The organism is Thermodesulfobacteriota bacterium, from assembly GCA_040755095.1.
Taxonomy (GTDB): Bacteria; Desulfobacterota; Desulfobulbia; order Desulfobulbales; family JBFMBH01; genus JBFMBH01.
In genome coordinates, this window is record JBFMBH010000137.1 from 1 (window position 1) to 11,603 (window position 11,603).

Here is an 11,603-nt window from a genome sequence, read left to right on the forward strand (position 1 = left end):
TCCCTCCGGGAGTCCACCTGCCGCCCGGCACTGACTGCCCTGGCCCCCTGCCCCCGCCGCTCCATCCACGTCCAAAACCGCTGCCGTCCAACACCAATACCCCAGAGCACGACAACTTCGGGTGGGTCCCCAGCACCCTCGAAAAAGGGTCACTTCCAGCCCGGCGATGGCAGTCGAAGGGAGGTGAGAACGATGGCGGAAAGCTCCACGCTGCCGAGGGGCTGGAGAAAACGCTGGACCAGCTCGCAGCGTCGAGGAAGAACGGCTCGCCAACCCGGACAGCATCCGGCCGGCTGTGACCCCGGACATCGAGATCGTGAGCCACGAGGGTCGTGCCCTGCTCGTGGTGCATGTGCCCTGTTGACGAAATCGCCGGATGCGACATCGAACGTCCGGTGGGAGAGGGGGGCAGGGCGACATCCCCCCTACTCGATTCCAGGGCCTTCCGGCAACATTGCCGTTGACAGCCCACCGGTCTTTGCATAGCGTAGGCCAGCTGAGGCGCCGGGGCAGGACCGCATCCCGGAGGGGCCGGAAGGCGGCGGAGGCAAGATTGCCAGGACACTTTGAGACAAGGAGGTACGACCATGTGGCTGCGGAAGCTGGCGGTGACGATTCTGGGTCTGGGGCTGGTGATGGTGCAGGGGGGGGCTCTGGCGGAACCGCCTGCCGAGCATGGCGCGGCGTCCCACAAGGGAGACGGTGAGAAGGGCGGCATGATGGCCATGATGCACCACGGTGAAGGGGGCGAGGGTGGCATGATGGCCGGCATGCCGATGATGCACCGCGAGGGTGGCATGATGGCAGGCATGCCGATGATGCACGGCAAGGGCGGCGACAAGGGAGCCGACGGCAAGCCCCGGGCCATGGGCATGGGGATGGGGGGGAACATGCCGGCGGCCGGCATCATGCATGCCTTCCACCGGTGGCTCGGCAAGGTGATGGCCAGCCAGGAGGAGCTTGGGCTTACCCGGGAGCAATTGGACCGGATCGACGAGCTGATCACGCCCCATCTGCAGGAGGGCATCCGGCTGCACGCCGAGGCGGCGGGTGCCATGGTGCAGTTCCAGTATCTCATGCGGCACCGCAGCGAGGATGTGGCTGCCATCGACCCGGTGCTGCGCAAGCTGGCGGACATCCACTACCAGCTTCTTCTGGGCGGGGTGCAGCTCTACAACGGGATCATGACCTCCCTGGCACCGAGCCAGCGGGACAAGATCCGGGAGACCATCGGCTCACCCTTCCCGCCGCCCTGGGAGGGGATGTCGATGCCCATGTCGATGCCCATGCCGATGATGATGACGATGCCGGAGGAGGCACCGGCTGCCTCGCCGCCGGCCGAGCCGGCCAAGGAAGGCCCGGCGGCCGAGCCGCCGGCCTCGGAGGGAGGTGCGCACAGCAGCCATCCGTGATGGTGCGGGTTGGTCGGATGCAGCCGCTCTTGGTCCCGGGCGGTGTCTCGGGGCAACCAGTCCAGACGTGACGCCTGTGGGGCCGCCGGCAGCCAGCCGGCGGCCCGTTGTCGCTGGGGCATCGGGTGCGGTGGTGCCCAGGTCAGGGACCGGCCCGAAGCACGCTGGGCCAGTTCCGGTCCGCCTGGGCGATGAACCGGGCCTGCTCCGCCTCCCAGGTCTTCTGAACCTCCAGATCGTAGTTGAGGAATAGGCGGCCGCCGGCGATCTTCCAGGCGCGGGGATCGATGTCGGCGGTGCGGCCCATGGCTACGGCATAGGCGCAATAGCCGCCGTACTGCGGGGCATACCGTTTGGGGGCATCCTGGAAGAGCTGTCGGTGCTCTCGGGTGGCGAAGCGCCAGCGGGCGCCTTGCCACCGGAGCTCGATCTCCGGCCGGCCTTCCCGGGGGCCGGCATCCAGGAAGTAGGCCACCGGGTCGTAGCCGTGGATTGCAAGACCATCGCTGGTCTGGTTGATCTCCTGCGGGGGCGCCGAGCAGGCCACCAGGAGATTCAGGAGAACGGTCAGAAGGGAGCAGAGGCTGGATCTGGTCATGGAGCGCCTCCCATGGGCTGGCTGGGATCGGAATTCCGGAGGAGCGGCGGCCATTTGTTGGACCGGTCCCGGCCCAGGACAGGCTAGAATCGTGCGCTGGATACGTCAACCGTTTCCCTCTCCAGGCGTTCTCTGCTAGCATCGAGCCATGAAGACCCACATCATCCCGCAAGGAAGGAGGCCTGCCATGAAGATCCTGCGCACCATCCTCTGTGCCACTGTCATCCTGATCCTGGCGGCGGCTGCTGCCGTCGCGGCGGAGCCGGGGGCGGTCGTTGTGGATATCAAGGCCAACGGCAGCGATACCGGCATTGTTGTCGAGCAGGGAACGGACCTGACGGTCACCATCGCCCTGGACGCTGGCGACCAGGGTGGCCAGCGGGCGGACTGGCTGATCGCCTTCCAGTCGCCCCGGGGCTGGCTGTCTTGGCGTGGGGTCTGGACCGGCGGCCGGATCAGGACCTTCACCCTGCCGCTGGCGAGCTTTCCGGCGGCCGCCATCCTGGACAGCAGCCAGCTGCCGGCCGGCCACTACACCTTCTACTTCGGCATCGATCCCGTGGGTGACCAGTCCTTCGACCCAGCCACCGCGGTCATCGATCAGGTGGCGGTGACCATCAGCTCGCCCTTCGATGGCACCTACGCAGGGACGGCGGTCTCCGAGACGCCATACTGCACCGGCGCCACCATCACCGCCACGGTCCAGGGCCACTCCATCACCGGCCAGGCCGTGACGCCGCCCGGCACCTATACGATCAGCGGCACGGTGGATGCCGAGGGCCATTTGACTGCTGGCGGCAGGGGCACCGGGGCACCGGGGCGTCTGGTCATCGTTGGCGACCTGACGGTTGGTGGCGGCTCCGGTCGCTGGGGCAACACCCTGGGCTGCAGCGGCACCTGGACCGCACTCCGGCAGTAGGCGGTGCTGGCGAGAGGCCGGGCTTCGGGAGGGGACGACCATGAGCCGGGGATGGTGGCTGGTTGCCCTGGGCTGGACAGCGGTCTGGGTGGCTGCCGGCAGCGTGCCAGCTGCCGGGGCGCCAGCGGCCTGGACCGGCACACCGGGTCCGGCGTGGGCCGGCTACGATGCCCTTCTTGCCAAGCAGCGCTACGAGGAGGCGTACCGGCTGGCCAGCGCCCGCCTGGAGGCCGCCCGGCAGGAAGGGGACAGCGAAGACTGGACCCGGGCCCTGGTGCGTGCCGTCTTCCTACGCACCGCCCTCCACGGCTACGAGACCGCGGTCCGCTTCCTGCAAGAGGAGCCCTGGCCGGACGAGCCCCGGGCCCGGACCGTGCTGGGGCTGGTCTACGGTCAGACCCTGGTGCGCTACGGCCAGGCCTATTCCTGGGAGATCCGGCAGCGGAGTCAGGTGGTGCACACGGGGGCTTTGGATCTGTCGTTGTGGACCGCCGAGGAGATCCATGCCGAGGCGGTGGCCAGCTGCCTGCGGGTCTGGGAGCAGCGCCAGGCCCTGGGCGCCTGGCCTGCGGCGGTGCTGGCCGAGTATCTGGAGCCCAACACCTATCCGGCCGGCATCCGGCCAAGCCTGCGGGATGCCGTTTCCCATCTTCTGGCAGCGCTGCTGGCGGACAGCAACGGCTGGAGCCCCCGGCAGGCCAATGAGGCCTTTGCCCTGGACCTGGCCGCCCTCCTGGGCCCGCTGCCGGCAGCCGCCGTCCAGGACCCGGCCGCTCATCCCCTGACGCGGATTGCTGCGGCGCTGGCCGATCTCGAGGCATGGCACCAGGGGAGGGGAGAGGAGGAGGCGGCCCTGGAGGCCTGTCTGGAGCGCCTGCGCCTTCTGCTGCCGCATTTCGTCCAGCCTGAGGATCGGCGCCAGCTGCAAGCGACCCTTGCCGGCCGCCTGGAGCGCTGCCGGCACCTGCCCTGGTGGGCAGCCGGCATGGCGCGGCTGGCGGAGATGCTCCGGGACAGCACGGAGCCGGACCGCCTGGCGCAGGCCCGCGCCAAGGCCCAGGCGGGTGCGGCAGCCTATCCGGACACGGTGGGCGGCCGCTGGTGCCAGGCCATCGTCCAGGACATCGAGGCGCCGGCCTTCGAGCTGGCCGCCATGGCCACCGACGCCGCCAACCGCCGCTCTTTGGGCATCCGGGCCAAGAACCTGACCACGGTCCATTTCCGGGCCTATCGGGACGATCTTGTCCGCCGGGTCGAGACGGCCAGGGGCGGGAGTCTTCTGCCGGACCCGGAGGAGATCGCTGCCCTCGTTGCACGGGATCCGGACCAGGCCTGGAGCGTCGAGCTGCCGGCCGCCACGGACTTCGACTTCCATCAGCACCACCTGATTCCGCCCCTGCGCGAGCCGGGCTTCTACCTGATTCTGGCCTCGGCGCCGGGGGATTTCGCTGATCCGTCCAGCGGGGTGCAGGTGGCGTTGATGGGCATCAGCGATCTGGTGCTCCTGACCCGCCAAGCCGGCCAGTCCCTGGAGGTGGCCGCTGTCTCGGGCGCCTCCGGTCAGCCCAAGGCCGGCGCCGAGATCCGCCTCTACCGCTTCAACTGGCGCCAGGGCCATCGGCTGGCGCACCAGATCCGGACCGATGCCCAGGGCCTGGCCACGCTTACGGCCGGGGCCGATCACGGCAGCTATCTGCTCCTGGCCCGGCACGGATCGGACATGGCCTTCGCTCCCGACCGGCTCGGCTTCTCCCCGCAGCCGGCCGCCGCTGACCGGCAGGCCGCCCTGATCTACACCGATCGGGCGGTGTATCGACCCGGGCAAAGGATTTGGTGGAAGGTGGCGGCCTTTGGTGGCCGGCCCGATCAGGGCCGCCTGCAAGGGTTGGCCGGTGCCACCCTCACCGTTCGCCTGCGGGACGCCAACAGTCAGGTGCTGGCGACCACGACAGTGGTGGCCAACAGCTTCGGCACCGCAGCCGGCGAGCTGGCCATTCCGGCCGGCCGGCTCCTCGGCCGCTGGCAGCTCGAGGCGCTGCTGGCGGGCCGCCGAGTCGGCTCCACGGTGCTGCGGGTGGAGGAGTACAAGCGTCCGACCTTCGAGGCCCGCCTGCTGGATCCAGCCATGCCCCTGCGCCTCAATGCGCCGGCCACCCTGGCCGGCGAGGCCCGCTACCTCTTCGGCCAGCCCGTCACCGGCGGCGAGGTCCGCTGGCGGGTCAGCCGGCAGCCCCTCTACCCCCCCTGGTGGGAGCGCTGGGGCCTGGAGATGCCGGTGCAGCGGCCGGCGGCGATCGTCGCTGCGGGCACGAGCCGTCTGGATGGGGGGCGTTTCCAGCTGGTCTTCCGGCCCCAGGCCGACGAGCGGCTGGCCGCGGGGCCAGGCCGGGCCGTCACCTACCGTTACCGCGTCGAGGCCGAGATCACGGACGAGGGCGGTGAGACCCGGACGGCCGAGCGGACCTTCCGCCTGGGCTTCGTGGCGGTGGAGGGGGGCATTGACCTGGAGCGCGGCTTCCTCCAGGCCGGCGAGGCGGCCCAGGCCCGGGTCCGGCGCACGGATCTCGATGGCCAGCCCGCTCCGGGTGAGGGACGCTGGCACCTGTCACGGCTGCCGGGGCCTGCCCAGGCCCTGCTGCCCGCTGACCAGCCGTTGCCGGATCCGGCCGATGCTCGCCGGCTTCTTTTGCCCGGCGACCGGCTGCGACCCCGCTGGCAGCCCGGCTACGATCCCGCGGCCGTGCTGGCCGGCTGGCCGGAGGGGGAGGTGATCGCGTCCGGTGACCTCGCCCATGGGGCCGATGGCCAGGCCACCGTGGCCCTGCCGGCCCTGGCTGCCGGCACCTACCGCCTCCGCTACGAGACCGAGGACGCTTATGGCGGTCGCTTCCAGACCGCCCAGGAGCTGGTGGTGGCCGGGGGCGACAGCGCGCCGGCCCTGCCGGTCTTTCTCAAGGCCGAGCGGTCCTCCTGCACCGTGGGAGAGACCTGCCGTCTCCTGGTCCTCTCGGGCCTGCCTGACCAGCCACTGGTCCTGGAGCGGCTCCGGGGCGGGGAGCGCGTCGAGCGGCGGCAGCTCACCCCCGGCCGGCAGCCGGTGCTGGTGGAGCTTGCCGTCACCGGAGAGGACCGGGGCGGCTTTGCCGTTACCCTGGCCGGGGTGCGGGACCACCAGGCCCTGACGCTGGGGGAATCCATCGCCGTGCCATGGCGGGACCGGGAGCTGGCGGTCTCCTTTGCCTCCTTCCGGGATCGCCTGCAGCCCGGCGGCCAGGAGACCTGGAGTGTCCAGGTCCGGACAGCCGGCGGCGAGGCGGCGGTGGCCGGGGCCGAGGTCCTGGCCTTCATGTACGACCGGGCCCTGGACCTCTTCGCTCCCCTTGAGCCGCCCTCGGTGCTCGGCCTCTATCCCCGCCGGACCGGCTTCCGCCTGCCCTGGACCAGTCTGGGACCGGCGGCCACCGACACCTTCCGCAGCCCGGCCAGACAAGACCTCGCCCCCCCCGTCCTGGCCGGCGACCGGCTCCGCTTCCTGGACGGCTACGGCATTGGCGGTCCGGGCTTGCGCCGGCGGATGATGGCAGCCGACTCGGCCGCCATGGTCGCGGCGGCACCCGCCCCGGCCGCGCCGGCTGTGGAGCCGGCAGAGGCCGCCGCGGCGATGGCCGTCGCGGCCGAGCCGGCGGCAACCGCGGCGGCAATCCCCCTGCGCAGCGACTTTGCCGAGACCGCCTTCTGGCAGCCCCAGTTGAAGACCAATGCCGACGGCACAGTGGCCCTGACCTTCACGGTGCCGGATTCGGTGACCTCCTGGCAAGCCTTTGCCCTGGCCATGACCCGGGATCTCCAAGGGGGAGCCGCCAGCCTGCAGGTGGCCTCGGTCAAGGATCTCATGGTGCGGCCCTACCTGCCCCGCTTCTTCCGGGAAGGGGACCGGGTGTGGCTGCCCGTCCTGGTCAACAACGCCTCAACAAAGGAGCTGGCCGGCCAGGTCCGGATCGCCATCCAGGACCAGGCCACCGGCGCCGACCGGACGGCGAGCTTCGGCCTCGGGACAGAGGAGGCGGCTCAGGCCTTCCAGGCGCCGGCCGGGGGGGCCGGCCGGGTCGAGTTTCCGGTTCAGGTGCCCTCCGGCGTCGGGGATGTGGTGGTGACGGTAACCGCCACGGCCGGCAGTTTTTCGGATGGCGAGCTGCGGCCGGTGCCGCTCCTGCCCGGCCGGATGCACCTCGCCCAGAGCCGGTTCGCGGTGCTGAAGGATGCCACCAGCCGGGAGCTGTCCTTCCCGGATCTGGCCGTAAACGACGACCCCACCCGCATCCAGGAGGCCCTGATCGTGACCCTGGATGCCCAGCTCTACCTGTCCCTGCTCTCGGCCCTGCCGTATCTTGTGGACTATCCGTACCAGTGCACCGAGCAGACCCTGAACCGCTATCTGGCCACGGGCCTCCTCACCTCCCTCTACCGCCAGCACCCGGCCGTGGCCGCGGCGGCCCGGGCGATGTCCGGCCGGGATACCCGGCTCGAGCCCTGGATCAGGGATGACCCCAACCGCACCATGCGCCTGGAGGAGCTGCCCTGGCTGCAGGTGGCGCAAGGGGGGGCCGAGGAGCCGGACCAGGTGCTGCGGCTGCTGGAGCCGTCCGTGGCCGAGGCGGTGCGGGCCTCCTCGTTGGCCAGGCTCCTGGAGGCCCAGACCGCCAGCGGCGGCTTCCCCTGGTTCCCGGGCGGCCCGCCATCCCCGTACATGACCCTCTATCTTCTGGCCGGCTTTGCCAAGGGCCTGGAATTCGGGGTCGAGGCCCCCCGGGAGGCGGTGGTGCGGGCCTGGGGATATCTGCGCCAGCAGGCCTTCCCGGAGCTGGTGGAGCGGGCCCTGGCCCAGGACTGCTGCTGGGAGATGGTGACCTACACCGGCTATGTTCTTGCTCGGTATCCGGATCTGTCCTGGACCGGCGGGACGTTCTCGCCGGAGGATCAGCAGCGGTTGGCGGATTTTTCCTTCCGCCACTGGCGGCAGCACGCGCCGCTCCTGAAGGGCTGCCTGGCCTTGACCTTGACCCGCCTGGGCCGGGGGGCGGACGCCAGGACCGTCTGGGCCAGCGTCCTCGATGCGGCCAAGACCAGCCCGGACCAGGGCACCTTCTGGGCCCCTGAAGAGCGGGCCTGGCTGTGGTACAACGACACCGTGGAGACCCAGGCCCAGGCCCTCGCCACCACCCTGGAGGTGACGCCGGACGATCCCAGGCTGGAGGGCCTGGCCCTGTGGCTTGTGCTCAACCGCAAGCTCAACCACTGGAAATCCACCCGGGCCACCAGCGAGGCGATCTACGCCCTGACCCGCTATCTCGAGCGGACCGGCGCTTTCGGGGTGCGGGAGGAGGCCAGGGTGCAAGTCGGCGGCCAGAGCGCCGCCTTCGTCTTCGAGCCGGAGCGGTACACCGGCCGGGCCAACCGCCTCTCGATCCCGGGAGAGAAGATCGACCCGGCCAGCATGCACCGGGTGGAGGTGGCCAAGACCACGCCAGGCTGGCTCTTGGCGTCCGCCACCTGGCATTTCTCCACCGAGGCGCTGCCGGCGGAGGCCACGGGGGATTACCTGGAGGTCTCCCGGACCTTCTTCCGCCGGACCGCCGGGAACGACGGCGTCCGGCTGGCGCCCCTGGCGGCCGGTGACCGGTTGGCGGTGGGGGACGAGGTGGAGGTGCACCTGGCCATCCGGTCCAGGCACCCCATGGAGTACGTCCATCTCCGGGACCCGCGGCCAGCCGGCTTCGAGCCGGCAAGCCTCGTCTCCCGCCATCAGTGGGATCTGGGGCTGGGCTGGTACGAGGAGGTCCGGGACAGCGGCACCAGCTTCTTTATTGAGGCCCTGCCCCAGGGGGAGTATGTCCTCAAGCACCGGCTGCGGGCCGCCCTGGCTGGCACCTTCAAGGCCGCTCCCGCTGTTCTGTCCCCCATGTACGCCCCGGAGCTGGTGGCCTATTCCGCCGGCGCCGTGCTGTCGGTAACAGCCCCGGCCTCGGCCACCGGCCCGGGGATGCCTTGAGGCCAGCCCCCCATGCTCGCCATCACCCCTAACATCCTCATTCCTGACCAGGAGCTGGAGTGGCAGTTTGTGCCAGCGGGCGGTCCGGGTGGACAGCACGCCAACCGCTCGGCCACCGCGGTGCAGCTGCGCTTCGACTATCTCGCCTCCACCGCCCTGCCGGATGCCTGCAAGGTGCGGCTTCTGGCCGCCACGGACCGGCGGGTGGGCAAAGACGGGATCATTCTCATCCGGGCCCAGGTTCACCGCAGCCAGGACCTCAACCGCCAGGATGCCCTTTCGCGCCTGACAGCCATCATCCAGGCGGCCCTGAAGGTGGTCCGGCGGCGCCGGCCCACCAGGCCTGGCCAGGCGGCCCGGCAGCGGCGGCTGGCGGACAAAGCCCGGGCCGGTGACAAGAAGCGGGCCCGCCGGCCGGTGCGGCCGGAAGGGGAGTGAAAAGAGAACGGGCAGGGCGAAACGGCCCTGCCCGTTCTGGCTGCAGCAAAGGGAGGGGGAGGGGGCTAGGCGCGGACCGCGACCAGGCGGAGGGCGGCTGCGGCCAGCAGCCCGGAGGACAGGAGTACGAGCGATGCCGGCAGCGGCACCGCATGGGCGGGGCCAGTCTCGAAGCTCAGGGTCAGCCGGCTGTAGTCCAGGACCCAGTTGTCCTGCCAGCCGCACGGCGAGCCGGCGGTGCGGACGCTTACGGTCAGGCTGTCCCCGAAGAGGCCGATGTAGGGCAGGAGGTCGAAGGCATCCAGCCGGGCGTAGTTGGTGCCGCCGATCTCGCCGTCGGTGAGCGAGCCGATGGCCAGGCCGTTGACCAGCACCTCCGACGGGCCGTAGGCGCCCTGGCCGCCGGAGAAGATCTCCAGGGAGGCGCCGGTCAGGGTGCCGCTGCCGTCCCAGCCCAGGTCGTGGGTCCAGGACGGCACCGTCCAGATCCGGCTCGAGAACCGGTCGGTGCCCGGGGCATCGTCTGGCTCCTGGATGACGTCCCGCCAGGCGAAGCTGTCATCGGCCAGAACGCCGCGGCCGAATCCGTCGTCATCCCCGTACCAGTCGGTGATCGTCCCTGCCTGGGCCTGCCCGGCCAGCGCCACCCCTGCCAGCACCGCGATCAGTCCTGCCAACGGCCTCATGGATCTCCCCCCTTTCCTGCCTGTGCACGCGCAGCCCGGGCCGTATGCCCAGGCCTGACTCGCCTTCATTCCAGTATACGGATCGGGGCTGACGGGGGTCAACGAGAAACAGGCCGGTCGGCCGGGCAGGACTCGACCGCCGCCGGCTGGAGCTCCTGGGCCGCCATGCCGCCCCCCTTCAGGGCGTAGGCCACGCCGCCGGCCATGCCGATGAGGATCAGGGAGACGGTGGTGAGCAGAGACAAGGCCAGGGCCTGGTCGGCAGGGGCGTAAGCGTGCAGGAAGAAGATGAAGGTGGCCTCCCGGACGCCCACCCCGTTCATGGAGGGCGCCAGGCCGGTGACCGCGCAGATGGGCAGAAAGGCGAAGAAAAAGGTCAGGGGGATGGCGATGCCGAGGCTGACCGCCAGGTAGTAGATGTTGAGCACAAAGAAGAACTGGCCGGCCACCGACAGGCCCACCGCCCCCAGGAGCACCAGGGGCCGGTGCCGGTAGAAGTGGATGGTGGCGAACAGATCCCGGAGCATGGCCGTCACCTGCGGCGGCAGCAGGGGCACCCGCGCCCGGTGCACCCAGTCGCTGATGGTGCGGTTGAAGAGCACCAGGAGGGCCACCACCGTGACCGCGGCCAGGACCTCCAGGCTGCGGACGATCCGCTCCGAGGCGAGGTCCTGGGCCCAGAGGGCCAGGGACAGGCTGCCCACCAGGACCACGGTCAGCAGGCCGCAGATCCGGTCCATGAGCACCGCGCCGAAAGAGGCCAGAAGGCCGCCGGTGCCCCGGTACAGGTAGTAGGCCTTGACTGCCTCGCCACCCAGGCTGGACGGCAGAACGTTGTTGAAGAAGAGGGCCACCAGGTTGAGGTGATACACCTGCCGGGTGGTGATGCTGGCCCGATGGGCCAGCAGGATGAGACGCAGCCGTACGGCCAGAAAGACCAGGCCGCCAAAGAAGGCCGCCAGGGAGAGGCCGAAGGGGAGGGGCTCCACGCGGGCCAGCTGCTGCAGCACCGCTGGCAGCTGCTCCCAGTAGAAGAAGGCCACCAGGCCCAGGGCACTCAGGCTGACGGCGGCCCGGAGGACGGTCATGGGCCAGCGCGGGCGACTGGGGGCAACAGGAATCGATCCGTTCACGGCAGGAAGTCCAGGCAGAAGAAGGGGGAAGGTCAGGGCTGCAGCAGGCGGCTGGCCACGAGGACGGCGCCCCGCAGCCCGACGTCCGGGCTGGTGACCACCGCCACCGGGATGGCTGCCATCAGGGTGTCGAAGCGGCCTTTGGCCCGGAAGGCCTTGAGGAAATCCGGCTGCCGCAGCCGGGGCAGGATCTTGGGGGCAATGCCACCGGCCAGATACAGGCCGCCCCGGCACAGGCCGGTCAGGGCGAGGTCGCCGGCCTTGGCGCCGTAGATGCGGACAAACAGTCCCAGGGCCTGCCGGGCTCGGGGATCCTGGCCGGTCAGGGCGGCGTTGGCGATGGCCTCGGCGGGATCGCCGGTCGCCAT

The 11,603-nt window shown here is 70.6% G+C and carries 8 protein-coding genes; 4 read left to right on the top strand and 4 right to left on the bottom strand.

What is annotated here, in order from left to right; translation table 11 throughout:
• Positions 1-587 precede the first annotated feature (587 nt).
• Positions 588-1,412 (top strand): hypothetical protein, encoded by an 825-nt coding sequence (locus tag AB1634_16325; GenBank protein ID MEW6221081.1) that lies wholly within the window; start codon positions 588-590, stop codon positions 1,410-1,412.
• Between the two features lie 142 nt (positions 1,413-1,554).
• Here the strand turns inward: AB1634_16325 and AB1634_16330 are convergent, their stop codons facing one another.
• Complete coding sequence (locus AB1634_16330; protein MEW6221082.1) at positions 1,555-2,010, bottom strand: YHS domain-containing (seleno)protein; 456 nt, start codon at positions 2,008-2,010, stop codon at positions 1,555-1,557.
• A gap of 187 nt (positions 2,011-2,197) precedes the next feature.
• Between AB1634_16330 and AB1634_16335 the strand changes: the two genes are divergently transcribed.
• From AB1634_16335 to arfB, 3 genes are read left to right on the top strand one after another with little or no spacing between them, the layout of a single operon-like run.
• Positions 2,198-2,929, top strand: a complete 732-nt coding sequence (locus tag AB1634_16335; GenBank protein ID MEW6221083.1) for a hypothetical protein — start codon at positions 2,198-2,200, stop codon at positions 2,927-2,929.
• Positions 2,930-2,969: 40 nt separating this feature from the next.
• The gene (locus AB1634_16340) at positions 2,970-8,978 is read left to right on the top strand and encodes an alpha-2-macroglobulin family protein (protein MEW6221084.1); all 6,009 of its coding nucleotides are present in this window, start codon (positions 2,970-2,972) and stop codon (positions 8,976-8,978) included.
• A gap of 12 nt (positions 8,979-8,990) precedes the next feature.
• Positions 8,991-9,416 (top strand): alternative ribosome rescue aminoacyl-tRNA hydrolase ArfB, encoded by a 426-nt coding sequence (arfB, locus tag AB1634_16345; protein ID MEW6221085.1) that lies wholly within the window; start codon positions 8,991-8,993, stop codon positions 9,414-9,416.
• A gap of 65 nt (positions 9,417-9,481) precedes the next feature.
• Here the strand turns inward: arfB and AB1634_16350 are convergent, their stop codons facing one another.
• The 3 genes from AB1634_16350 to AB1634_16360 form a co-directional block, all read right to left on the bottom strand.
• Positions 9,482-10,102, bottom strand: coding sequence for a hypothetical protein (locus tag AB1634_16350; GenBank protein MEW6221086.1), 621 nt, complete (start codon positions 10,100-10,102; stop codon positions 9,482-9,484).
• A 98-nt stretch (positions 10,103-10,200) separates the two neighbouring features.
• Positions 10,201-11,190 (bottom strand): lysylphosphatidylglycerol synthase transmembrane domain-containing protein, encoded by a 990-nt coding sequence (locus AB1634_16355; protein MEW6221087.1) that lies wholly within the window; start codon positions 11,188-11,190, stop codon positions 10,201-10,203.
• A 77-nt stretch (positions 11,191-11,267) separates the two neighbouring features.
• On the bottom strand, positions 11,268-11,603 hold a 336-nt coding region (locus AB1634_16360), incomplete at its 5' end, for a glucokinase (protein ID MEW6221088.1).

Bases quoted from the DNA above. Each gene is read 5' to 3' on its own strand.
- arfB (MEW6221085.1), top strand. From the start codon at position 8,991: ATGCTCGCCATCACCCCTAACATCCTCATTCCTGACCAGGAGCTGGAG.
- AB1634_16330 (MEW6221082.1), bottom strand. From the start codon at position 2,010: ATGACCAGATCCAGCCTCTGCTCCCTTCTGACCGTTCTCCTGAATCTC.
- AB1634_16355 (MEW6221087.1), bottom strand. From the start codon at position 11,190: ATGACCGTCCTCCGGGCCGCCGTCAGCCTGAGTGCCCTGGGCCTGGTG.
- AB1634_16335 (MEW6221083.1), top strand. From the start codon at position 2,198: ATGAAGATCCTGCGCACCATCCTCTGTGCCACTGTCATCCTGATCCTG.
- AB1634_16350 (MEW6221086.1), bottom strand. From the start codon at position 10,102: ATGAGGCCGTTGGCAGGACTGATCGCGGTGCTGGCAGGGGTGGCGCTG.
- AB1634_16340 (MEW6221084.1), top strand. From the start codon at position 2,970: ATGAGCCGGGGATGGTGGCTGGTTGCCCTGGGCTGGACAGCGGTCTGG.
- AB1634_16325 (MEW6221081.1), top strand. From the start codon at position 588: ATGTGGCTGCGGAAGCTGGCGGTGACGATTCTGGGTCTGGGGCTGGTG.